We start from the raw sequence: 25,001 nt of genomic DNA on the forward strand, positions 1-25,001 counted from the left end.
TTCTTAATTCCGGAAAATGATACTCCTTCTTTGTCATCTGTCTTTCTATTTGTACGGTGAGAGTAATTTAATGGTGGGTGATGAGATGGACGCTCCCCAATACGGCGTCAATGCGCCAAAATAGTAGTTCTTAAACAAGACTATTTACATAGGGAACGTCCAATATGAAGCTTAAAACAATTACCATCGATTTGGCAAAGACTGTATTTCAAGTGTGCGGAGTAAATGAACATATTAAACCGCAATTTAATAAGAAATTAAAACGGACTGAGCTACTTGATTTTATGCGCCAACAACCACCTACGTTGGTGGTGATGGAAGCCTGTTATTCATCGCATTACTGGGGGCGTGAAATTGCTAAATTAGGTCATGATACCAAGCTTATACCAGCCCAACATGTCACGCCTTTTGTGCGAGGCAACAAGAATGACCATAACGATGCTTTTGCCATAGCAGAAGCCAGCCAGCGCTCACATATCCGCTTTGTCCCCGTAAAATCTGAGCAACAGCAAGAAATTAATTGCTTGCATCGAATTCGAGAGCGCTTAATTAGAAACAAAACGGCCCTGAGTAACCAGATACGCGGGTTGTTAAGTGAATTTGGGGTAATATTTCCTTGTGGCCACGTGGCCTTGTGTGCAGGATTAGCCCAAGTAATTGATAGCGAACAACGCAGTAACCAGTTGAGAACCATGATGCGCGCGTTAAAGGCAGAATATGAAGACACACGCTCTCGCATCAAGGCCATTGAGCAGCAATTGCATCACTTTGTTAATAACAGTGAAAGTGGCAAAATATTGCTCAGCATCCCAGGGATTGGTTTCATTAATGCCTCAGCGTTTTTAGCCGCCATTGATAAAGGCCAGGCGTTTAATAATCCCAAAGAATTTGCCGTGTGGTTAGGGCTGACGCCTAAACAACACGCCTCAGGCAATATCAGTAAGATGGGCGGCATTACCAAACGCGGAGACCGTTATTTACGTAAACAACTGGTACATGGTGCGCGGTCTGTCGTGAGTCGTGCCGCGCAAAGAACTGATCCGTTATCACTGTGGGCCACTAAACTTCGCGTTACCAAGCCGTTTAATAAAGTGGCAGTCGCCGTCGCCCATCGTTTAGCACGTTTAATCTGGATATTGCTCACACGTCAGGAGCACTATCGCGTTACGTCCTCACAAGTGAGCGCATAACATGAATCACTTTACGTTATCCCTGTCGAGCTCAATTCCGTGTAGGACAAAGGCACCAAGCCTGTGTGGGTGTTGTGGAAGGCAAGACACGGGATAACACTTACTTTACCTACCCCGCTTAGTCATAAAATGATGAAGAAAACGGTCTACCTACCTCATCAAAGCCAGACTTAGACACGGATAACAATCCGACTGGGTGTTTTTAGGCGATAAGGTTCGGAGTTCATCAGAGGCCAGCGTTGATTAAACCAACGCTAATAAAGAGCCTGAATATATGTCAGAACTAAGCCATTTTAGACTGCCTTCAAGACAACAGACTAGCGGTAATAGAATAGTAAAAACGTAATTCGTGCAGAAAATCAGCACGAAGGGGCAATTAGTACGTTGACATCAGGGGAGCGTCCATATATGTCCATGTAAACGATTTAATGGTGGGTGTCCATGTAAACGTTCCATTGAACAGCGATCCATCCAGACAAATCAGCCTCTATCGGTAAAAATTCCGTAACGACATCCTACATTATTTATTGCACCCCCCTTTGTGAGTGAAATTCAAATAGTCACAACAAAACTGAAATAGTTGAACCACTTAAAAGCCTAAAACATCATGCTTATTCAAACTATTTTTAATTAAAAATTTTAGTTAATTAAAAATTACAATTAAATCAGCTGGTTAGTGTTAAATAAAAATTCAAAAAAAAACTAAAGAAACTCAAGATGCTGTCGATAACCTTAGTTGAGGGGAATTCTATTCGTAGAATTTTATGTTTGAAAGTCGGTAGAGGTGCTGATTTTCAAAACAAGTGAGGCGACTTTGAAGACGAATGTCATTAAAAGTCGAAATTGAGGCGAGCTACCGTTGGACAACAATAATAATCCGGCAGTGGTTCTCAGGAGGTAAATATGGGTTTATTTGTAAACACCAACGTTTCGTCTTTGAATGCACAACGCCAATTGGCAGGTTCAGGACAAGCGCTAAGTACATCATTTGAAAGATTGTCTTCTGGTTTTCGTATTAACCGTGCTGCAGATGATGCGGCTGGTCTACAAATTTCAGATCGTTTAACTACTCAGGTTCAAGGTTTGAACCAAGCAGTACGTAATGCTAACGATGCAATCTCTTTGTCACAAACTGCTGAAGGTGCATTAGGCGAAGTAACTAGCTCTTTGCAACGTATTCGTACGCTTGCTGTACAATCGCAAAATGGTATCAACTCTTCATCTGACCGTTTGGCACTACAAAAAGAAGTTTCGGCACTTAAAACAGAGATCTCACGTATATCTACTGATTCTCAGTTTGCCGGTGTTGATATATTAACTGGTAGTTTCTCTGCAGCATTTCTAGTAGGTGCAAATGGCGGACAAACTATCTCTGTTAACCTGTCACGCTCTGGTGGTTACGGTTCTTCTGGTTTGTCAATTGGCACATTAACAGTAGCGTCAATTACTGGTGCATCTGCTGCATTGACTGCAATTGATACCGCAATTTCAACCGTTGGTGCTGTTCGTGCCGATTTGGGTGCATTGCAAAACCGTTTCCAATCTACCATTCGTAACTTAAGCAACATTTCTGAAAACATTGCCGGTGCACGTTCACGTATTCGTGATACCGACTTTGCAACAGAAACGGCTGAATTGACCCGGAACCAGATTGTTCAACAGGCTTCATTGTCTGTTTTAAGTCAGGCTAACCAGCGTCCACAGTCGGCGCTATCATTACTTGGTTAATTCTAAACAGAACACCAAGTTAGGTTAACTATGATAATGCCACTATACTTTTAATAGATAGTGGCTAATCATTATTTGTGGAGGTGGAAGATGGACATTAATTTTTCACAGATTGGCCAGAATTTTGCTAACCAAGAAGCATCAGTTGCTAAATCTGCGGATTCTGTTGAACAGCAATTACTCAAGCAGCAAGGTACTGAAAAGGCTGTTGAAGTTCAAAGTGGTAAAGAAAATTCAGAATTTGCCGATAACAATGAAAGAGATTCGCAACAAGAAACCGAAGACAACATCGAAAGTGCTGTAAAAGAAATCACTGATTTCATTCAGGCTAGGAACAGGCAGTTGGCTTTTTCGGTAGATGAAAAAAGTGAAAGATCTGTGGTAAAAGTAACAGATTCCGAATCAGGTGAAGTGATCCGTCAAATCCCATCTGAAGAAGTTCTGGCCTTATCCGAAAGGATCAAAGAGTTACAGGTCGATGTTGGCAGCGCAGTGGGAGTGTTGTTTAACAAACAAGCTTAAATTAATTTTAAAGAGGGTCGTCATGAGTATCCAATCGTTAGGTGTAGGTTCTGGATTGGCATTGGATGATTTGGTCAGTCAGCTTATTGATGCTGAACGCGCGCCAAAGCAACAACGCCTTGATGCTAAAGAAGAGTCTCTCGATGCGCAGATCTCAGGCGTCGGTCAATTAAAATCCAAAATGAGCGATTTCCTCGACTCGGTCGATAAGTTACGCAGTGATTTCAATTTACAAGGCCGCGAACCGACCATCGACAACCCCGACGAAAATGTCGAGCCGTTTACTGCAGAAGCAGCCAATAGTGCTGTAAAAGCTGACTATCAAGTGGCTATTAATCGTTTAGCCAGCGGCAGTCGTATTGAGTCTCAAAATGCCGTCGACGGTGGATTCACATCCTCTAATGATTCGGTTTTATCCGCAGGCTCAGGCAGCTTAACCTTCAAAGTCAACACCACAGGTGACAGTTTCAACATCAACGTCACAGCAGGCCAAACACTGCAACAACTGGCCAACGCTATTAACAGCTCTGAAGATAACTTTGGTGTAAATGCCAGTATTATTGCTACGGGTACTGTTGATGGTGGGGCAAAGTTAGTGCTTACCTCAAGTACCACTGGCGATGGTAATGATTTGGTGGTGGTGAATAATAATAATTTAGCCGATTTAGACCGGGTTTCTACTACTGACTCAACAGAAACTAACACCTACTTAACACCCGTAGTATCAGCCCAGAACGCTAGGGCAACAATTGATGGCATCGCTGTAGAGTCCACCACCAACGAGTTTGAGAATACTATTTCTGGGGTATCTTTTGAAGCTACCGCAGTATCCGCCAAAGCTGCTGATGGGATTACAACACTAGCCTCTAAACTGACCATAGGCTTTGATACTCAGGGCTTGGATAAAAAAATCCGCGACTTCGTAGATAATTTCAATAATTTAGTTAAAGAAATCGGGACCTTGACCCGATACGGTACTTCAGATTTAGAAGAAGATGGTGCCTTAGCGGGTGATTTTATGGCCCGAAGTATTAGCTCGGGCTTATCTAATATTATTGCCTCAAACGTTCCAGGCTCAGCACTGGGCAGTTTATTTGCTATCGGTGTAGAGCTAAACGACGACGGTGAGTTAGAAATTAGTTCCGATAATGAATATGGAATCGGCAGTGGTGAAGATCGTCTCAAAGATGCGCTGAAAGATAATTACGATGAAATAGCCGCGCTTTTTACCGACTCTGAAAATGGTGTTGCCGCGCGCCTTTATAGCTACACCAAAGAATACACAACGTTTAGTGGGTTATTGTCGACTCGTGAACGTTCAATGAAAGATGAAAAAGATCAACTCGGCACAGAAAGAGAACAGTTCGAACTTCGCATGTCTAGTTTTGAGCAAATCCTACGGGATAAGTACCTCAATCTTGACTTAACCGTTGCAAAACTGAATTCTACCGGTAGCGCATTGATGGCTTCACTAGGACAGGGGTAAGGAATTTATAATGGCACTCAAAGGCATTAACGCATATAAAAAAGGCAGCTTGAAACAAGACGTGGCCAATGCAGACCCGCATAAAATTACTCTAATGCTAATGCAAGGTGCATTGGATCGCATGGCGTACGGAAAGGGCTGCATAGAGCGTAAAGATTATGAAGGTAAGTCGGAGCACCTTTCCCGAGTATCTTCTATTTTGATGAATTTGCGTGATACGCTAGATATGAGTATTGAGAGCGAAGTCAGTCAAAACTTGTATGATCTATATGATTATATGATTCAGCGTATAACCGATGCAAATATTCAGAATGACTTGAACATTATGGATGAAGTGATTAATCTATTACTTCCGATTAAAACGGCTTGGGCGAATATACCTGAAGATGCGAAACAGCAAGCATATGAGGCTCAACGGCAGAAACGTCAAGCGGCAGTGTGAATAAGCTTAAACTCAATCATAAGCAAACCCCCCAAGAACTTGTTGATATTAATCTGCAGTTAGAAGCGTTGCTAGAGGCAGATAGTCTAGATGATGCGAAGTTGAAGTCTGTTGTAGATCTCCGCGATACTTTCATTTTGAGTCACTTGAAATCTCAGCCATCAGAAGAGCTAAAAAGCTTTGCGGAGCAGGAGCTTGTAATAAATAATATGTTATCTTCTTTGATTGAAAAGCAATTGAGTGACTCACTAAGTCAATTAAGTGGCTTACTCAGAGGTAGAAAAGCAGTCAATAAGTATAAATAAATACGGGAAAATACAATTGAGCATAGCAATCTAATTATTTTCTCAATCAATTCCAATTTTAATCTGAAAATTCCTTTAAAATTCAACAGACGCAGTGGCAAAAATCGATAAGGTTAGAGCGCTTTGTGCAGATTCTGTTACCCTTAATAAAAAGTGGCAATTACTAGCATGGTCAAAAAATTGAACAACATCATGGCGAGAAAATTGCAGGCAGTGCTTTTAATACGTTTAGGGATTATTCCCATACTTGCTTCACTTTTTGAAGCGCATACAGCTAGGATTCAACATGTTTGCTAATAAATCGATTCTTATTACTGGCGGTACCGGTTCATTTGGAAAGCGGTTTGTGTCTCATTTGCTCAAACACGATACCCCTAGAAAGTTAATAATTTACTCCCGTGATGAGTTAAAACAATTTGAAATGCAGCAGCAGTTTGATGCATCTTGCATGCGCTATTTTATCGGTGATGTGAGAGATGTAAACCGCTTGAAGTCAGCCATGAAAGATGTTGATTACGTGATCCACGCTGCAGCCCTTAAACAAGTACCGGCCGCCGAGTACAATCCCAATGAGTGCATCAAAACTAATATTAATGGTGCTCAAAATGTTATAGATGCAGCTATTGAGACCAATGTACGACGAGTAATTGCCTTATCGACAGACAAAGCCGCAAACCCAGTAAATTTATACGGTGCGACTAAACTTGCTTCAGATAAATTGTTCGTCGCGGCAAACAATATGTCAGGTGCCAGTGGCCCCAGATTTTCGGTGGTCCGTTATGGTAATGTAGTAGGCTCTCGAGGATCAGTGGTGCCGTTTTATCGTAAACTGCTAGCCGAAGGAAAGTCGTGTTTGCCAGTCACCCACGCTGAGATGACCCGTTTTTGGATCACTTTGGAAGAAGGCGTTGAGTTTGTTATCAAGAATTTTCAACGAATGCATGGTGGTGAAATCTTTGTGCCTAAAATTCCATCTATTCGGATTCTTGATCTTGTTGAAGCAATGACTGGCAAGCGTGAGCATCACATTATAGGTATTCGACCAGGTGAAAAGCTGCATGAAGTGATGGTGCCAGAGGAAATGGCACATCATTCCCTAGAATTTGACAATCATTTTGTGATCACACCGGCGATTAAGTTTTTTGATAAAACTGTAAATTATAAGATCAATAAGTTAGGTGAAACAGGCAAGCCGGTAACGGACAAATTTGAATATCATTCGGGTACCAATCCACACTTCCTATCTGTTGAAGAGTTGCGTGAGCTTGACAAAATTACGCTATAGAGAAGATTAACATGGCAGACTCGCAAGCCTTTATTCCTTACGGGCGGCATCACATCGACGATAAAGATATCGATGCTGTGATAGATGTGCTTAAAAATCAATTTCTAACTCAGGGCGCTAAAGCCCCTGAGTTTGAGCAGGCTTTATGCGCTTACACAGGCGCTAAATATGCAACGGCAGTGAACAGCGCAACGTCGGGTTTGCACGTGGCTTGTTTGGCGTTAGGAGTCGGTTCAGGCGATACTGTATGGACTGTCCCTAACTCTTTTGTCGCCTCTGCCAATTGCGCGTTGTATTGCAATGCTCAGATTGACTTTGTGGACATCGATCCTGTCACACGCAATATCAGTATTGAAGCGCTGCAGGACAAGCTTAAAAAGGCCAAGTCGCGCAACAAACTCCCAAAAGTTCTGATACCAGTGCACTTTTCCGGCGTAAGCTGTGACATGCGTGCGATTGCTCTGCTTGCCAAAGAATATGGGTTTAGTGTTATTGAAGATGCTGCTCATGGTCTGGGTGGCAATTATCTGGATCACAAAATAGGCAGTTGTGAATTTAGTGACATTACGGTTTTGAGTTTTCATCCGGTCAAGTCTATTACCACCGCTGAAGGTGGCGCACTATTAACAAACGATGCCGGCTTGGACAAAAAAGCTAAGCTGATTGCAAAACATGGTGTGACCCGAGATCCTGAATTGATGGAAGGGGAGTCGGAAGGTCCTTGGTATTATCAACAGGTCGCACTGGGGTTCAATTACCGTATGAGTGATTTGCATGCCGCTTTAGGGATCACTCAACTGCAAAAACTTGACGATTTTGTAACACAACGACGAGCTATTGTTGCTAGATATAATCAAGCATTAAACTCATTACCGCTGAAATTGCCGCTGCCTGAAACACTTTCATCCAGTGCTTGGCATCTATACATGATTGAACTAACAGATCACGATCGTAAAGCAACCTATCAGGCATTGCATGCCAAGGGTATCGGCGTAAATGTCCATTATATACCCATCCACTTACAACCCTATTACCAGCAGCTTGGATTCAAAGCCGGCGAATACCCACAGGCCGAAGCCTTTTATAAAAATGCGCTAACTTTACCTTTATTTCCTGGTCTGACGGCCGATGAACAAGACCGAGTTATCCAAGCATTAAATGAGGTACTGGCTTGAATTTGGCAATCATACCCGCTCGCGGGGGAAGTAAACGCATACCCAACAAAAACATCAAGGAGTTCGCTGGCAAACCTTTGATAGCTTATTCTATCGAAGCGGCGCAGCAATCAGGTTTATTTGAGCATATATGGGTTTCTACTGATTCTCAGCAAGTTGCTGATGTGGCGCGTCAATACGGTGCCGAAGTACCGTTTATGCGTCCGGATGAATTATCCAATGATTTTATTGGCACCCGTCCAGTAACGAATCACGGCATAGATTATTGTATCGAGAATTTTGCAAAACCTGAGTTTTGTTGTTGTATCTATGCCACTGCGCCTTTTTTGCAAGCCGAATATTTGCAGCAGGGTTTAACTCAACTGCAAAACAATCTTGATAAGTCTTTTGCTTTTTCGGTCACCAGTTTTCCTTTTCCAATCCAACGGGCGCTTAGTATAGAACAAGGCCTTGTCGCGCCGATGTTTGCCGAGAAAATTAATCAACGTTCACAAGATTTACCCGAGGCCTATCATGACGCCGGGCAGTTTTATTGGGGACGAACAGATGATTACTTGTCCAGCAAAGGGATCTTTTCTAAACATAGTCTGCCAGTAGTTTTACCCCGACACCTTGTACAGGATATAGATACGGTAGAGGACTGGGATCGCGCCGAGTTGATGTATCAGGCATACATGGGTGGGAAGCAATCATGAGTCGCATTTTATTGATCCGCATGTTGGAGATGGGTGATGTGGCAAGTATTGCCGTGCCTGCCATTCGATACCTACTAAAAAAGTATCCCGATACCAGTATCGATTTACTTACCCGTGAACCAGGCTGCGAAATACTTAAATTAGCGGCACCTGAGGTGCAAACACTGACACTGGAGAACGATTGGTGGCCAGATAATATTCTGACGGCAATGGAAGCTTTCTTGGGATTAGCCGAGAAAATTATCGGCCACGAATATCAGAAAATAATTAATCTAGATACGGCTTTTATGCCTTGCTTTTTAGCGCGCTTTTTAAAAGATGCGGGTGAGCCGGTTGAAGGTAATATGTTGTCTATCTCGGTGCAGCAACTGATAGATCGGGTACACAATCAAAGCTTGCAACCAGAGTACGTAAATAACCAACAAAATTACATGCAAAGCACCTATTTTGGTATGTACAAATGGCATACGCCATGGTGGGAAGGTGCGGTTCAACCTGACAAGGGTTACCCCGAATTTTACCTAAAAGCCTGCTGTGGCTGGACGGATCTCGAGATGGATTGGGATATCGCGGTCCCAATGAAGCAGTCTTCGGGTCGTGGCAACATCAAAAAAGTAACCTTAGCGGTCTGCTCGTCTGAGTATCAATATCCTCAACAAGATGAATTGACCAGGCTGCTTAAGCAGCAGGGGGTTGAAGTGGCAGTTAATGATCCTAACCAAAGCATTGCTGAGCAATTAGCGGGGCTAAAATCCAGTGATTTGTTAGTGACGCTGCCTTTAGGAGTATTTGCACTGGCCAATAGCGTCGCGTGTCCTACTTTACTGCTTTGCGGTCAGGTGGATCCTCGCATGTTAATGCCGGACTATGCTACCGATATGGCAAATGAGCTGCCTGACGCCGCCTCCTTGTGTGAAAGTATTATGTCTATTTTTAGTGAGGACCAGCATGACTGAATTTTATATTGGTAAGCGCCTGATTGGTTCAAGTCAGCCGCCGTTTATCATTGCCGAGCTAAGTGGTAACCATAGTCAGGATTTTTCACTGGCGTGTAAAATGGTTGATGCTGCTGCTCAGGCAGGAGCTCATGCAATTAAATTGCAGACATATACTGCCGACTCGATGACCCTTAATGTTGCCAGTGATGATTTTGTAATCCAAGAAAAAGACAGTCTTTGGTACGGCGAATCATTACACGGCTTATATGCAAAGGCGGCCACACCCTATGAGTGGCACAAACCATTATTTGAGCGTGCTAACGCCTTGGGAATGGAGGCCTTCAGTTCTCCTTTTGATGAGGATGCGGTTGATTTCTTAGCTGAGCTGGATGTGCCATGTTTTAAAATTGCCTCATTTGAGTTGACCGATTTACCCCTTATCAAGCGGGCTGCCAGTAAAGGCAAGCCGCTAATTATGTCCACTGGCATGGCTAGTATTAGTGAAATAGAACAAGCTGTTGAGACGGCTAGGGCGCAGGGCTGCAAAGATATAGTGTTATTAAAGTGCACCAGCACTTACCCCGCACTAGCAAATAACACTAACCTTAACACTATCCCTAATATGCGAGACGCATTTGCTGTGCCCGTTGGATTGTCTGATCATTCCGCTGGAGTGGGCGTATCTGTCGCGGCAACCGCCTTGGGCGCACCTGTCATAGAAAAGCACTTTGTACTGGACAGAAATGCGGGTGGCGTCGATGCGGCCTTTTCATTAGAGCCGGATGAATTGGCATCCCTGGTAGTCGAAACCGAGCGTGCTTGGCAAGCAATGGGTTCGGTGGTTTATGGCGGCACGGTTGCGGAAGAAAAATCGAAGTACTATCGCCGTAGTATTTTCGTAAGCGAAAACATTAAGAAAGGCGAACGGCTGACTAAGCAAAACCTAAGAATCGTTCGTCCTGCTAGTGGCTTGGCTCCCAAGCATTGGGAGCAAGTGCTAGGCAAAGTGGCCAGCGTGGACATGTCAGCAGGTGAGCCGTTAAGCTGGCAAAGTGTTGATGCTAAAAACTAACTATGTGGCAAACTGATGCTAGCAAAGTAATGCTCCGTGTGGATGCTTCAAGCCAAATTGGACTGGGGCATTTAATGCGTTGTATTTCCCTGGCTGAGGCATTGACTAAGCAAGGGCTTAGTTGTCATTTTGCGGTCAATCAACAGGCCGTTGATATTTGTCAATCACGGCCTGATTGGGGTTGGGAGATCAGTGTGGTGCCTTACCTTGATGATACCGAAAAACAACTTCAATGGTTGCAGCAACAGCTCGAAGCAGGGCATTTTAGCGCTTTGGTATTGGATGGCTACCACTTTGACCAGTCGTTTCGTCAAGCCCTTAACCAAATCCACTGCTTTCATGTCTGTTTTGATGATACTAATCAATTATCCCAACTGCATACGGATTTAGTTATTAATGGTGCAAGCAATGCTGAAAAGCTCAACTATCAAAGCACTGCAACAGATGCCGTGCTTTGTTTAGGTGAGCAGTATCGTGTTCTGCGTGGCGAGTTTACTCAGCCTGCCACCTTTACCTTAAAGGAACGCTCATACCTTACCATTACAATGGGAGGCAGCGATCCTTTCGATTTGACCCTGCCGTTGTTACAGCAACTACAACGAGCAGGCTTCGGCGATACTATTCAGCTGATAACTGGAGCGGCGTACCCCGTACTTGCTCAACTGAATGAATTTTTGCAGCAATCTAGATTGAAGGTGAAACATAGCCATAATTGTCAAAGCATGGCGCAAATATTTAATCAATCGAGACTAGTGATTTCTGCCGCGGGAGGCAGTCAGTTTGAGCTTCAGGCCTGTGGTTGCCCAAGTTTACTCTTGGTTGTTGCCGACAACCAATTCAATGCCACCAATCAGGCTGCCACTCAGGGCTGGTGCGAATTGTGGGATATGCGCAGGTCAGATAAAGCCGAGCAAATTGAAGTACTGGTTGAGCATCTTATGATCTTATGGCAACAACAGCAGTTATTAGAGAAAATGAGTCAGCGAGCCTATCAAACACGGGATATACAGGGGGCTCAACGGGTCGCAAATGCGATTATTTTGGGTATAGAACAAAATGAACAATAGCGATACGGCACCAACCCTAGAAGGCTATGGTGTTAAGCTCAGGCCGGTCGGTGCTGATGATTTGGAACAATTACGCCAATGGCGCAATGACCCGCAGGTCAGTCAGTTTATGTTGTCGCAAAAGCCGATTAGCGCAGAGCAACAAAGTGCTTGGTTCGCGCATATTCAGCGCGCCACAAATCAGCTGCACTTTGTGATTGAATATAAAGGTAGTGCAATAGGCAGTGCCAATATCAAAACCCGAGGCGGGGTAAAATCACTTAGCGGTGCGCACTCCATAGAGCCGGGGTTATATATCGGTGAGCCCAAGTATAGACAAAATATAATTGCATTCTCACCCACTTTATTACTCAATGATTACTGTTTCGACGTGTTGAAGTGTCAACATCTAAGAGCCATTGTGAAAGCGAACAATCAAGCGGCATTAAACTATAATCAAAAATTAGGTTATCGAACCGTTCAAAGTGGAGATCTGATTGAAATTGAATTGAATTTCGAGGATTATCAAAGATGTAGTGTTACTTTGAAATCTCTGCTGTCACGCAATAAAACTAGAAATTAATCGCCATCAAAAACTTTATTCAGGATGTTCTATGAGTCATAACGAAACTTTACGACAGACATTTTCAACTAGTCTAGGCATTGAACTAGATGCGATCAATGACCAGCTTAGCTATAACAGTATTCCTCAGTGGGACTCTACTGCTCATATGATCCTTATCGCAGAATTGGAAAATCAATTTAACGTCATGTTGGATACAGACGATATAATTGATATGAGTTCCGTGGCTAAAGCTAAAGAAATATTAGCCAAATATGATATTCAATTCGATGCTTAATGATAGGATTATTCTTGTCACAGGTGCCACAGGCGACATCGGTCAAGCAACCGCGATTAAATGTGCCGAACAAGGTGCATTTTTATATTTAGCGGGACGAAATAGCGAAACACTCCATGCTCTAAGTGAACGAGTTGGGCAATCAGCAGTTTTAAGTTACGACGTTACTGATGAACGCCAAGTTAAACAGGCCTTTGCCACCATCATGCAGAATTCCGGTGAATTGCACGGCGTGGTGAATGCAGCTGGCGTGATGTTTGAAGCCCCCTTTGCAATGACTCGTCTAACCGATCTACAACAGCAACTTAACGTCAATACTGTATCTGCTTATATTCACTGTCAGTTGGGGGCGCGGCTGATGACCCGCAATCGTCGTGGTAGCCTGATTAATCTATGTTCAGTGGTTGGTGAGCAAGGCAGCGCTGGACAAAGTGCGTATGCTACAAGTAAAGCCGCTTTGACGGGACTCACTCGCTCTATAGCAAAGGAATTAGGTCATCTCGGAATTAGAGTAAATGCAGTCACACCTGGTTTTATTGATACCGCTATGACAGCCAATTACCAAGGTGATAAGCGTCAATCAATCATAAATAAAACCATGTTGGGCCGGATTGGCAATGCCAATGAGGTAGCCGATTTGATTTGTTTTCTATTATCTGAGCAAGCAAGCTACATAACTGGCCAAGTAATCGGTGTGGACGGTGGGTTGAGGCTTTAAGCTATGTTTTTCAATGACCTATATAAACATTCTGGCAAATTGGCGCTCATCGATGGTAGTGTTAAATTGACTTACTCGCAGCTCGATGAAACCTGCACGAAATTACAAAGTGAAATTGAAGATCAAATTGGAAAGACTAAGCAATTGATCTTGCTTAAAGCCGCAAATACAAGTGCTACACTGATTGCATATCTGAGTTGCTTGCGCTTGGGACATGCCATCATGCTAGTTAACCCTGATATAGAAGAGTTGCAGTTAAACCACATTCAGCAAAACTTTAGTGCAAGTTTGCTAGTCTGTGGCACTGAAAATCAGACTACTAAGTTAATTAAATACCAAAATACTCAGCCAGTGACGCGAGCAGAATTAGCCTTACTATTACCTACATCTGGTTCTACCGGTGGTGCCAAACATGTTGCACTAAGCTATCAAAACCTTGATGCTAATGCAGAATCGATAGGTCAATATTTGCCTATTGAGGCTAACGATCTTACGTTGTGTGCATTACCTTTTTTTTATTCTTATGGCTTATCGGTGATCAATAGCCATTTACGTAAAGGAGCTTGTTGCGTTTTCACACGCTCCAGCCCAATGACCCGTGAATATTGGCAATTATTTGAACTACACAAAATTTCCAGTTTTGCTGGGGTTCCCTTTGTGTATGACATGTTATTGAGATTGCGTTTTACCCAAAAGGATTTACCACACTTGCGTTATTTCACTCAAGCAGGTGGTAAGTTAGATGAAGAAAAAGTCAAAATACTAGCTAATTATGCTAGGAGCAATGGCAAACAGTTTTATGTAATGTATGGACAAACAGAAGCAACAGCAAGAATGGCATATTTGGCACCGGATCAGGTTGCTATCAAACCTAGCGCAATAGGAAAAGCCATACCTGGCGGTAAGTTTGAGCTTATAGGGAAACAGGGGCAGGTTATTAGCGCCGTGAACCAAGTAGGCGAGCTCAAGTATTTTGGTCCTAATATTATGTTGGGATATGTCAATCAAGATAGCGATTTTGATAGATTGGCACCCCTTCCTTTTTTGATGACAGGGGATCTGGCCTTTCGCGACCAACAAGGTGATTATTTTATTAGTGGCCGCAAGTCTCGTTTAATTAAATTATTTGGCAAAAGAATCGAATTGGACGAAGTTGAAAGTGAGCTACAGGCACAGGGACTAATTACCTATTGTGGGGGGAGCGACAAAGGTTTGATTGTTGCTGTTACACAACAAAATTTGACGGCCAAAGACCTTTCTGACGCAGATTTGCAACGCATAGTAGCTGATAAATTAGCCGTGCATATTAGCGCGGTAGAAGTGAGGCTCTTAACTGAGCTGCCACGAACTGTGGCAGGTAAAAAAGATTACAGTAGCCTATTGAATAGAACTAAGTGATAGTGATTATGCTGATTCTCAACTTAGCAGTTATTGCTTCTTAGTTTGCCTTGGCCAGCGGATGAATTCAACATTTTGCAGTAACCGTACAGCGGAATTTAAATGGCTTGACCACGTCGTGGTGCAAAATGCACAATATATATTAGATTAGCAGGCTCAGTCGCGCTTTTGGTTAGTGAAAAACCGGTTAATTACCTTGTATTTATCAAGTGAGCGGTTATTAAATTACCCAGATTAAACTTTAGCGAGAGTGTGTCAAATGACAAAATTGCAAATTCTGAAAAGCGGCATACATGCTTAAAAATATTCGACTTCACATTGAACAAGATGAAGAAAAACAAGAAATACTAGAAACGCAATTAGCACAGCATATCTATGTTACTCAGCGTGAGAGCATTAATGCTTTTCAACGTCAAATACCTAGCCTTGTGCCTATTATCTCTCAGATTAAAAGTCAGAATATTTCATTATTCTGCAACAAGTTCGGTAAATTCAATATAGTAGATTACGGACTTGGGCGAGTGCTATATGGATTTGATCCTGAACAAGAGGTTTTGGAGCAAGCCAATCAATTTTTTGAGCATAGCCCGTATATAAATATTTTAGACGATGCGTCTAGTGTTATTGATCAAAACGAGCCTCTTCATAAAGTTCATTTAGATTTTCCGTCATATCAACAATTTGAACAATATTCACCGCTGCCTGAAAAAGTTGATTTGTTGGTAGTACTAGGTTTGGGCTTGGGTTTTCATATAAAGCACCTGCTGCTCCACAGCGACATAAAATATCTCATCATATATGAACCGGAATTACAGTATTTTAGTAGTTCATCGATGGTAACATCTTGGCGCGAGATTTTAGATATAGCGAAGGCAAAAAATACTACTTTGTTTTTTCAGCTGCAAAAAGACGGCAGAGACATAATTAAAGATGTGGCTGAACTTCAGCAGCATGCTGATGTTAGTGGGTTTTACCTTTATCAACATTACAATAGTCCAGTGTTCTCATCTTTGAGCTACCAGCTTAAAAATCAGCCTTGGCGTAAGTTGCGTGACCATGGTTTATCATTGAAGACTAGTAGTGCTCGAGGTGAATTTGAACCTCTTTGGATGCCGCCCATTGTGTTGTCACAATATTCAACTTTGACCTCAGACAACGAAAAGTTTCAAAATAATTTAGCTGCTTTTAAAAAGTATTTTCCTGATATTTACACTGAGTTCTTCGAATATCAGCCGGAAACGTGGATCCCTGTTGTGTCTGAGTCTGGGCGCTGTAATCTCATTAATAAAAAAACACTAAATGCTTGGTATGGAAATGATCCTATCGCAGAGGCTAAATTATCGTTTGATTCTTACTCTCAATATCCAAACAAGGATGGATTAGTACTTGGCTATAAGGGTACTAAGCTACGTCATTATCTACACTACAAATTTGTAATAGAAAGTGAATCTTTATTAGAAAAATTACACGAATCTGAAGGGGCTTTGCCGCAAACAATTAAATCGATTATTTTATTTGGTGTTGGGTTGGGTTATCAGCTTGAGGAAATGCAACATATCCATCAAATAGAAAAGCTGTTTTTGTGTGAACCCAATCGCGATTTTTTCTATGCGTCTTTATTTGCCATAGATTGGGCCAAAATTCTAGATGAAACCGACCAAAAGGGCTATCGAATATATATAAATATCGGCGATGACGGGGCACATTTATTCCGGGATCTGTTAAATCAATTTTACGCGATTGGTCCTTATAATCTGGCTCACACATACTTTTATCAAAGCTATTACAATGCTGCTCTGAATTCGGCAATAGGCCAATTACGTGAGCAATTGCAGATTGTCATTTCGATGGGCGAGTACTTCGATCATGCTTTTTATGGCATCAATCAAACAGTGGAAGGGCTGAGTCGAGGATATGCCCACTTAACCAGTAATCCGCATAAAAAGCTCAATTTCGAGTCCCAAGAATGCCCGGTTTTTATACTGGGAAATGGTCCTTCTTTAGATTATTCCATTGAAGTGATAAAAGAGTTTCGAGATCGAGCCATCGTGGTTAGTTGTGGAACATCTTTACAGGTGTTGCATAAACACGGAATTACCCCAGATTTTCATGCTGAAATTGAGCAAAACCGTTCGACCTACGATTGGGCTGTAAGGTTAGGTTGTCTTGATTATTTGAAAGAGGTCGTGTTGTTGTCATGCAACGGTATTCATCCTGACACCTGTAGCTTGTATAAAGATGTTCTCATTGCCTTTAAGGACGGTGAGTCTTCTACGGTTTCGAATTTGAGAGTGTTGGGTGAACAAAATTATGCGACGCTGAAGTTTGCTTTCCCAACGGTGAGTAATTTTGCTTTGAATTTGTTTAAGACCCTTGGCTTTAAACAACTTTATTTATTCGGTATCGATTTAGGCTTCGTGGACAAAGCTCATCATCACTCAAAGTCATCCGGTTATTACGATGAAACAGGTGCAGCATTGTATGATTATGACGAGAAAAACAATACTGCGCTAATCGTTCCGGGTAACTTCCGCAAAGTAGTCAACACTAAACATGAATTTAAAGTCTCAAAGGTGGTCATGGAAGATTTATTGAGAGACTTCGATGGTGACTGTTACAACACCAGTGATGGTGCAAGAATAAGTGCAACCGTGCCCCTTAATATTGATGATTTGCTGATCCTTTCCCAACCATCGGACAAAGAGAAAGCTTGCGAAGGGATTATGCAAGAAACATTTCAGAAACCAATGGTAGATGATTATCGTGACCGTTTTTTTACTCATTATGACAAAAATAGATTAGCCAAAGAGTTAGCCGTGATAGGCGCAGAAATTTCCAAGGTTCGGGAAGGTGAGGAAGATATTCATTGGTTAATTGATTACTTGAAGAATACTTTGTTTTCTTCATATGCAGAGAATAAATCCCTGCTGTTCTATTATTTATACGGCACTATAAACTTCGCAAATGCTTTTTTACTTAAATTGTCTTTTGCAAGTGACACCTCACAAAACGAAGCGTTACAACAAGCGCTGGATATCGTGTTGAAGAGATTTACACAATTTAGCGACAAAATAAACTCAAGTGATTTTAGCTTCGATGTAACCTCATCTTTCAGTGGTTTACGGGAGCGTGAATATTTGCGCAAGCTGCAAAACCCACCGATTATTCCATTGGTCAAAAAGTTTGCTGGGGTCACGCAGCATTTTGACTTCGATTTTAGTAATTGGTTTGAAATTGAGACTTCTCGAAACTCCATGCCAGAAAAAGGGATTACTCTGTCTGACGATATAGAACTACTCAATAGTATCGCGCTTTCAGAGCAAAAGCAGCTCAGAGTGCTAGGGTTGGTTACTAATGAGTTAAACTGGTCACCGCAATACGATGATTCGGTAATATGCAGCAAGGTCATCCCGCTACCTTCTTTTTCAACTGATGATCAAGCTATTCGAGCAGGTAGGTTACCAGTGATGAATATGAAAATGTACGCTGTACTGCTTAAAAAATGCTATTTGTGTACTAACAATCCGCAATGGATTATTCCACGCTTTGATTTTGTCATCGGCAATCAACCTGCTTCAGAGGTATGGTTACAGAGTTATCTTGATGCGCTCCCTGCATATGATTATTTCATTCAGTTTCCCACTTATATAGCAATTCCCAGAGATGGTCAGGACGACAGTTTGGTTGATTCGTTAGGAAATCGAGGGGAATTAATTTGTTCCCGTATTGGGCTTGATAATCTAAGTGCGGGGTTTATGAGCGAAAGTGAGTATCGCAATATAAGCAAAATTTTTATCGAGTAAAAGCTGCTACTTACCGGTCGTTTGAATAACGCACTGGTTGAGTCGGTTATTTGTTCGATTGAGTGTGAATAGTGGTTTTGAAAGTGCGGGGGAGGAGAGTGAATGATATAGTTTGAGGTATTAATTTCACAATATCGCAATATGTGAATTGAGAGAAATAACTATTAAACCAAAGCGTTAATTACCATGTTGAGAAAAACGGTGCAAAATCATCCAACTGGTTTCAGCTTTTTTATTCAAGTGGGTAGCAGCGTCTGCCGATAAACATCCTGCGTTCTGTCTGCAATTCGGCGGGCTGAAATTAATGAGGCTCGGTTTTGATGTTACATTACACCCAACTACTAACTGAGCTTTTTGCTCAACCGGTTTATCAATTACCGCAAGCTAAAAAAGAAGCACTATTACTACCTATCTTTGCACAATTGCATCAACACCATCAGCAACATTGTCAACCTTACCGCCATATTACATCGAGTGCATCGGATGACTGGAGAACGCTCAATGAGATACCTTATTTAGCGGTACGCTTATTCAAACTCCTAGCGTTAAAAAGTATTGATGACTCCGATGTGTTCAAAACACTTCAATCCTCAGGAACCACTTCACAAACACCAGCTCGAATTTTTTTGGATAGAGTTACCAGTTCCAATCAGTCAAAAGCATTAGTCAACATATTGCAACATTCAATTGGCAAACAGCGTTTGCCAATGCTGATTATTGACAGTCCAGCTATTTTGAAAGATCGCAACAAATTTAGCGCTCGTAGCGCGGGTATTCAAGGTCTAGCGTTTTTCGGCCGTGACCATACCTATGCTTTAAATGATGATATGCAGCCAGATTGGGATGTAATTGAGCAATTTGTTGATAAATACCCTGATCAACCTGTGTTGCTATTTGGTTTTACCTTTATGGTTTGGCAACATTTTATACAGATGGCGACACAGCAGAATAAATATTTAAAGATACCTAAAGGGATTTTACTTCACAGCGGCGGTTGGAAAAAACTTGAGGCGCAGAAAGTCGATAATCTAACATTTAAAGCGCGCATTAAGGCACATACTGCAATATCTCAAGTAGTGAATTTTTACGGTATGGCAGAGCAGGTCGGCTCTATCTTTGTCGAATGTAAACAAGGTCATTTACATGCGCCTCTATTGGCTGACATTATAATTCGTGAACCTTATACTCTGGAAGAATGCACTAACAAGCAAGTCGGTTTGATTCAGGTTTTGTCGGTCTTACCTTTTAGTTATCCCGGGTATAGCATTTTGACTGAAGACATGGGGCAAATACTCGGTGTCGACGATTGTTGCTGTGGTCGCAAAGGAAAATACTTCGAAGTGCATGGAAGATTACCTAAAACAGAAATACGTGGCTGTAGCGATACCCAAGGTGATATGTAAAATGAGTAAATTAAAGGTCTTGGTGCCAAGCAGTGGCAGTGAATTGACTGACTGTTTAGAGTCATATCCTATGCAGCCTTTTTGCCCTGAAATTTTGGCATTTATTCAGGCTCTTTCTCAGAGCTTGATGACAGACGTGAACTGTAAAAAACTTCCAGAGTTAGTCGCGCTGGCTTTCTGGCTTCGCAGCAGCCGCATTAAGCAACTTCAATTAGAGCAGCCAAAAGGTATCTCCAAAGCCTTAGGGCTGGTGATACATTTTACCCCTTCGAATGTTGATACCATGTTTATTTACAGTTGGGTTTGCTCATTGTTGATGGGCAACAAAAATATTGTTCGAGTTGCCAGCGCAGATTCTGAATCGAAGAGCATGTTATTGGCACAGCTAAATCATTTATTCGCCAAATCTGAATTTAAACTACTAGCGAGTAACAATTTGTTTGTCAGTTATGACAAACAATCCAATATTAGTGCTGATTTATCGAAATTAGCCGACGCAAGGGTTATTTGGGGTGGCGATGATAGTGTTAATGCGATTCGTGCTTTACCGACACCGCCACGATGCAGAGATATAAGTTTTGCCGACAGATACTCAGCAACGCTGATAAATGGCAATGCATTGACAGACACCTCTCAAGCCAAAGAACTTGCATTATTACTGTGGCGTGATGTTCAGCCATACGCGCAACAGGCTTGCTCATCACCCAGAAGCGTTTTTTGGCTAGGTGATAAAACATTGCAATTAGCCGTTTTCGAAATACTAAATAGGCTTGCTGTTGGGCATGGAGCTGAGATCACACAAGTCAATGATCATCTTGTAACCACTCAGCTATTATTGAGTACTGGTTTGGTTGATACACCGCTTGTCCAACAGCATATTTGCGCTATACCAGTTCGCCAAATGAATGCTCAATTTTTGGATTGGCATTTGGGCGGGGGATTGTTATTGATTCAGAGCTTAAATAGCATAACAGAACTGACCGGTAGGTTAGATGCCAAGCTACAAACTTTAAGTTATTGGCAGGTGGACAAAACCGACTTATTAAAGCTTATAGCGGATCCGTCGATAAAAGGTGTAGATAGAGTAGTTCCAGTTGGACAAGCATTGGATTTTTCCGTCAATTGGGACGGATATGCCTTGTTAAGCCAGCTATCACGATTAGTTGAATTTGGCTAGATCAACGCTTAGGGCTGATATTTTGAAACAGAAAATCGTCATTTTTGGCGCTGGACAAGCTGGTATCGCAGCGAATAAAAATCTACAAGCGACCTATCAGGTGGTCGCTTTTTGCGATAATGACCATACGAAGGTCGGCAGTTTCTTAGAGCAGATCCCAGTAATATCACCACAGCAATTAGATGAAATTCAATTCGATCTTATTATGATTGCCAGTGAGTATTTTGAACAAATCCGTTTGCAACTTGAGCAACAAGAAAGTGTACCAGTGGCTAAAATTCACATACTGGCTGCAACTCAAATAAAACCTTTCCATTTTGGTGATAGCGAGAGTGTCAAACAAACGGCAGAACAAATATTGCTGGTTTTATGTGAGACATTGAGCGCCTGCGGTATCAAGTATCATGTGGATGCGGGAACCTTGTTGGGTATTTACCGAGATAATGCATTGATCCCTTGGGATGATGATTTAGATTTTGCTGTGCCAAGTGACTGTATTGAAATCATTAATGGTCATCAAGATAGATTACTAGCAGCCTTAGAACGTGTCACCCAACAATCATGGAAAATGACTCAATATTACGCCACACAGCCTTTTGGCTTGGTGAATGTTGGTGCTACTCGCAGTTTTAAACTCGCACCGATAAATACCGATAGGCAACTTCCATTAATTGACTTTTTTGTTAAGTATTTAGACCAAGATGTGATGGACTATGTGATAGCGTCACGAGGTTTCTCAATGCCCAGTAGACATATGCATAGTTTAGACTCTTATACTTTTCGTGGCCAAGATGTTTATATTCCAAGCGATGTTGAGGGGTATTTAAGTAGCCATTATGGCGACTGGCAAACACCAAAATCGGACTGGGCATTAGATGATGTTCAATCTGCCACTGTGTTTAAGGGCCTTTAAGATGAAGACAATATTAACTTACGGCACCTTTGATTTATTGCATGTTGGCCATCTCAATATGCTTGAGCGTCTCAAATCTATGGGAGATAAGCTTATCGTCGGGGTATCTACTGATGAATTTAATCAGCAAAAGGGTAAGCAAAGTATATTCTCGTTTGACGAACGCGCCCGGATTATCAATGCTTTGAGCTGTGTGGATGAAGTAATCCCAGAAAAAAATTGGCAGCAAAAACCTGAAGATATTCACAAGTATAATGTCGATATATTTGGTATCGGTGATGATTGGCAAGGAAAATTCGATAGTTTAAATGAATTTTGTGAAGTGCATTATTTGTCCAGAACTAAGGACATTTCATCGACAAGCTTGAAACAAGCACTGTCCAATATTGACAAAGAGTTTATCCGCCAAATTAAGGATAATCTCGATCATATGTTCACCATTGTTAAGGCTATGGAATAAGCTGAACAAGCTATTTAGTGGAATTTAATTTAGTCATGAAGTTAAACAGGGTATCTTGAACATGTCAGAAAGGGTCATGAATTTACGTCAATTTATTCACAATGAAGGCATTAAAACTGTCTCATTCGACGTGTTTGATACCATAGTGTTTCGTCGAGTTGCTCGTCCTGTCGAAGTCTTTACTGCAGCATTTGACCATTTCAGTTTGACCAATGAGCTGACGATGAGTGCCGATGAATTCAAAGAGCTTCGTGTCTATGTTGAGAAGCAAGTCAAACGTCAAGCCATCCATGGTGAGGTATCCCTTGAGGATATATTCTCCAGTATGCCGTTCTCTTTAGAGGTGGTTGATGGTTTAAAACAAGCAGAACTGGATATTGAAAAAAGGCTGGGATTTATTTATCAGCCTATGAATGATTTTATTGCCGCCTTAGTTGAACAAGGGATTCAAGTTTTTTTGGTGTCAGATATGTATTTAAGTAAGGCCCAAATACGGCAGTGCTTCTTTGCTGATTATCCATTGCTGCAATCTTTACCTCTGCATGTTTCGTCAGAGTATAAGTTAAATAAGTCATCGGGATTGATGTTCGACCACTTGGCTGAGCAATATAGTATTGAGAAGTCCAGTTGGCTGCATTTAGGTGACAATTTGCTATCAGATTTTACGATGCCCAAGCAAAAACAGTTGCTTGCGCAATGTTTGTCAACTGAGTTGGATGTGAATAGCATTTTTCACCTTGAAAGCACACTATTCCCTGAGAGCCAGAGCTTCAACTCTGCTCGTATGCTCGCCTCTACACATTTCCAAGCTCAGTCTGATGCAGTTGCATTTAATATTGGATCACTTATTTGGGGGCCTATACTATTTTCTTTTACTGATTGGGTAATCGATCAAACCATAAAAGCGAAAAGTTCTTGCATATTATGCCTAATGCGCGAAGCAGAAGTATTTGCTCCTCTGATTGAGAATCGTCTGCAACAACGTAATTTAACCGATATCGTAGTTAAGAAGCTTTATGCATCACGAAAATCTACTTTTTGGCCTGCTATCGATACTCAACACGAATCCTGGTTTGAAGATCTCATTTATGTGCTAGTGCAAAGAAGAGGTTACACGGTAGATGACTTTTATCGAGATTTTTTGCTGTCCCATGACGAAGTGCATTCTGCTCATAAGAACGTTTTGGTCCGAGACACAGATGGCTTGTTCTTTCAGGGTCAAAACTTGTTAAAACTACTAACAGACGCCGCTCGCGCAAATAGCCAACAATTAAAAGATTATGTGCATTTGCAAAGAGCGCTTTTCAGCCGTTACTTTACTCATCACATTGGTGAGAGTCTTGATACCTGTACAGTCGTTGATCTAGGCAATGGCGGCACCATTCAACATCAGATAGAAGCTATTCTGAATTGTAAAAGTGCAGGCAATTTGCTGTTTTATTCATCCGAGAGGATTTATCGTTTCTCTGCGTCCACGCGATACAGCAGTTTTATCAATGCCCATTCAGATAGCCGCAATTTACGTCAGCTTTTATCCCGTTCGCCAGAATGTATCGAACCGTTTTTAGTCGGTGACTGTGGAACAACTTTGGGCTATCAAGATGACACAACCGGTACACCAATTCTAGCCGCACATTTACCAGATAATTCAGCTCCCGTGAACGATTTTCTAAATGGGGTTGTAGTTTATTTTAGGCTACATCATCAACTTGGATTTGGTCAGATCAGTACCAAACAAATTATTCCCATTTTGTATCGCTATATTCAGCTTCCTAGCAAATTAGAAGCACAGCTTTTTACGCGAATTTTGCATCAGGATAACTTTGGTTCAAATGATGCCTATCCGATTATCACTGATCATCAGCGAGAAGAAATTGAACAATGGGGACTAGCCGATTTTTATCAAGAATTTTGCCAATACCCAAAGGTTAAAGTTGGGAAAATCCATTGGCCACAGGCAGTAATTACGCTGATCTCTGAGCGATTTCTGGCCAGACAATTAGGTTTAATGTCAATGGATACTGACAGTGATGTGTTGAATTTGGTCGAACGTTTACTTGAGCATAAATGGCGCCGTTTTTCGGTCTATGGTGCAGGGTTGTTTTTCGAAAAATTATTACCTTATTTACAAAAAAATAATCTACAGATTGACTATTTGATTGACCGCAAGGCTGACATTTCAGGCCCTTATAACGTTGCTGGTTTCGAAGTCGTTAGCCTAGATACTGCCTTAGCTGGTGGTACTGATAAAGTTCTAATTTCTTCTTATGCATTTAAGGATGAAATAGCTAGAAACATTTATGAACAGTCTATTATGCACAATTCACACGCTATCGACGTGTTAAGCCTATAACAACAAGGTGATTGCATGTGCCAGACTAACTT

22 protein-coding genes are annotated in these 25,001 nt (G+C 41.8%); all 22 read left to right on the top strand.

The genetic code is table 11. The annotated features are described in order from the left end of the window. Positions 1–164 precede the first annotated feature (164 nt). The 22 genes from QR722_RS05850 to QR722_RS05955 all read left to right on the top strand — a co-directional run bounded on the left by QR722_RS05850 (position 165) and on the right by QR722_RS05955 (position 24,969). Complete coding sequence (locus tag QR722_RS05850) at positions 165–1,190, top strand: IS110 family RNA-guided transposase (RefSeq protein ID WP_286283064.1); 1,026 nt, start codon at positions 165–167, stop codon at positions 1,188–1,190. A gap of 903 nt (positions 1,191–2,093) precedes the next feature. Next, entirely contained in the window at positions 2,094–2,918 is an 825-nt protein-coding gene (locus tag QR722_RS05855) for a flagellin N-terminal helical domain-containing protein (protein WP_286286150.1), read from the top strand. 90 nt (positions 2,919–3,008) lie between these two features. Beyond that, the gene (locus QR722_RS05860; protein WP_286286152.1) at positions 3,009–3,440 is read left to right on the top strand and encodes a flagellar protein FlaG; all 432 of its coding nucleotides are present in this window, start codon (positions 3,009–3,011) and stop codon (positions 3,438–3,440) included. A gap of 22 nt (positions 3,441–3,462) precedes the next feature. Next, complete coding sequence (gene fliD / locus QR722_RS05865) at positions 3,463–4,926, top strand: flagellar filament capping protein FliD (protein ID WP_286286154.1); 1,464 nt, start codon at positions 3,463–3,465, stop codon at positions 4,924–4,926. 10 nt (positions 4,927–4,936) lie between these two features. After that, positions 4,937–5,368, top strand: a complete 432-nt coding sequence (gene fliS / locus QR722_RS05870) for a flagellar export chaperone FliS (protein WP_286286156.1) — start codon at positions 4,937–4,939, stop codon at positions 5,366–5,368. Continuing rightward, positions 5,365–5,673 (top strand): hypothetical protein, encoded by a 309-nt coding sequence (locus QR722_RS05875; protein WP_286286157.1) that lies wholly within the window; start codon positions 5,365–5,367, stop codon positions 5,671–5,673. Before fliS ends, QR722_RS05875 begins: the two co-directional genes overlap by 4 nt. Positions 5,674–5,959: 286 nt before the next feature. Beyond that, positions 5,960–6,958 carry a UDP-N-acetylglucosamine 4,6-dehydratase (inverting) gene (gene pseB, locus QR722_RS05880; RefSeq protein WP_286286159.1) on the top strand — a complete coding sequence of 333 codons (999 nt, stop codon included), beginning with the start codon at positions 5,960–5,962 and terminating at the stop codon, positions 6,956–6,958. Between the two features lie 11 nt (positions 6,959–6,969). Continuing rightward, on the top strand, positions 6,970–8,133 hold the full coding sequence (gene pseC, locus QR722_RS05885) for a UDP-4-amino-4,6-dideoxy-N-acetyl-beta-L-altrosamine transaminase (protein WP_286286161.1): 1,164 nt from the start codon (positions 6,970–6,972) through the stop codon (positions 8,131–8,133). After that, positions 8,130–8,828, top strand: a complete 699-nt coding sequence (gene pseF / locus QR722_RS05890) for a pseudaminic acid cytidylyltransferase (RefSeq protein ID WP_286286162.1) — start codon at positions 8,130–8,132, stop codon at positions 8,826–8,828. Before pseC ends, pseF begins: the two co-directional genes overlap by 4 nt. After that, on the top strand, positions 8,825–9,784 hold the full coding sequence (locus QR722_RS05895; protein ID WP_286286164.1) for a hypothetical protein: 960 nt from the start codon (positions 8,825–8,827) through the stop codon (positions 9,782–9,784). The genes pseF and QR722_RS05895 overlap by 4 nt, the downstream gene beginning before the upstream one ends. Beyond that, a complete protein-coding gene (gene pseI, locus QR722_RS05900) occupies positions 9,777–10,838 on the top strand; it encodes a pseudaminic acid synthase (protein ID WP_286286166.1) in 1,062 nt (353 codons plus the stop codon). The genes QR722_RS05895 and pseI overlap by 8 nt, the downstream gene beginning before the upstream one ends. Before the next feature lie 29 nt (positions 10,839–10,867). Continuing rightward, positions 10,868–11,905, top strand: coding sequence for a UDP-2,4-diacetamido-2,4,6-trideoxy-beta-L-altropyranose hydrolase (pseG, locus tag QR722_RS05905; RefSeq protein WP_286287576.1), 1,038 nt, complete (start codon positions 10,868–10,870; stop codon positions 11,903–11,905). Beyond that, positions 11,895–12,467: a GNAT family N-acetyltransferase gene (locus QR722_RS05910; RefSeq protein ID WP_286286167.1), complete on the top strand. Its 573-nt coding sequence runs from the start codon at positions 11,895–11,897 to the stop codon at positions 12,465–12,467. The genes pseG and QR722_RS05910 overlap by 11 nt, the downstream gene beginning before the upstream one ends. A gap of 31 nt (positions 12,468–12,498) precedes the next feature. After that, positions 12,499–12,744, top strand: a complete 246-nt coding sequence (locus QR722_RS05915) for an acyl carrier protein (RefSeq protein ID WP_286286168.1) — start codon at positions 12,499–12,501, stop codon at positions 12,742–12,744. After that, on the top strand, positions 12,737–13,462 hold the full coding sequence (locus QR722_RS05920; protein WP_286286169.1) for an SDR family NAD(P)-dependent oxidoreductase: 726 nt from the start codon (positions 12,737–12,739) through the stop codon (positions 13,460–13,462). Before QR722_RS05915 ends, QR722_RS05920 begins: the two co-directional genes overlap by 8 nt. 3 nt (positions 13,463–13,465) lie before the next feature. Beyond that, positions 13,466–14,860, top strand: a complete 1,395-nt coding sequence (locus QR722_RS05925) for an AMP-binding protein (RefSeq protein WP_286286170.1) — start codon at positions 13,466–13,468, stop codon at positions 14,858–14,860. Between the two features lie 293 nt (positions 14,861–15,153). Further along, positions 15,154–18,663: a 6-hydroxymethylpterin diphosphokinase MptE-like protein gene (locus QR722_RS05930; protein WP_286286171.1), complete on the top strand. Its 3,510-nt coding sequence runs from the start codon at positions 15,154–15,156 to the stop codon at positions 18,661–18,663. Positions 18,664–18,983: 320 nt separating this feature from the next. Next, the gene (locus tag QR722_RS05935) at positions 18,984–20,066 is read left to right on the top strand and encodes a LuxE/PaaK family acyltransferase (RefSeq protein WP_286286172.1); all 1,083 of its coding nucleotides are present in this window, start codon (positions 18,984–18,986) and stop codon (positions 20,064–20,066) included. A gap of 1 nt (position 20,067) precedes the next feature. Beyond that, complete coding sequence (locus tag QR722_RS05940) at positions 20,068–21,243, top strand: acyl-CoA reductase (RefSeq protein WP_286286173.1); 1,176 nt, start codon at positions 20,068–20,070, stop codon at positions 21,241–21,243. A 22-nt stretch (positions 21,244–21,265) separates the two neighbouring features. Next, positions 21,266–22,156 (top strand): LicD family protein, encoded by an 891-nt coding sequence (locus QR722_RS05945; RefSeq protein WP_286286174.1) that lies wholly within the window; start codon positions 21,266–21,268, stop codon positions 22,154–22,156. Between the two features lies 1 nt (position 22,157). After that, positions 22,158–22,616 carry an adenylyltransferase/cytidyltransferase family protein gene (locus tag QR722_RS05950; RefSeq protein WP_286286175.1) on the top strand — a complete coding sequence of 153 codons (459 nt, stop codon included), beginning with the start codon at positions 22,158–22,160 and terminating at the stop codon, positions 22,614–22,616. Positions 22,617–22,692: 76 nt separating this feature from the next. Beyond that, positions 22,693–24,969 carry an HAD family hydrolase gene (locus QR722_RS05955; protein ID WP_286286176.1) on the top strand — a complete coding sequence of 759 codons (2,277 nt, stop codon included), beginning with the start codon at positions 22,693–22,695 and terminating at the stop codon, positions 24,967–24,969. Positions 24,970–25,001 lie beyond the last annotated feature (32 nt).

Source organism: Aliiglaciecola sp. LCG003 (assembly GCF_030316135.1).
Taxonomy (GTDB): domain Bacteria; phylum Pseudomonadota; class Gammaproteobacteria; order Enterobacterales; family Alteromonadaceae; genus Aliiglaciecola.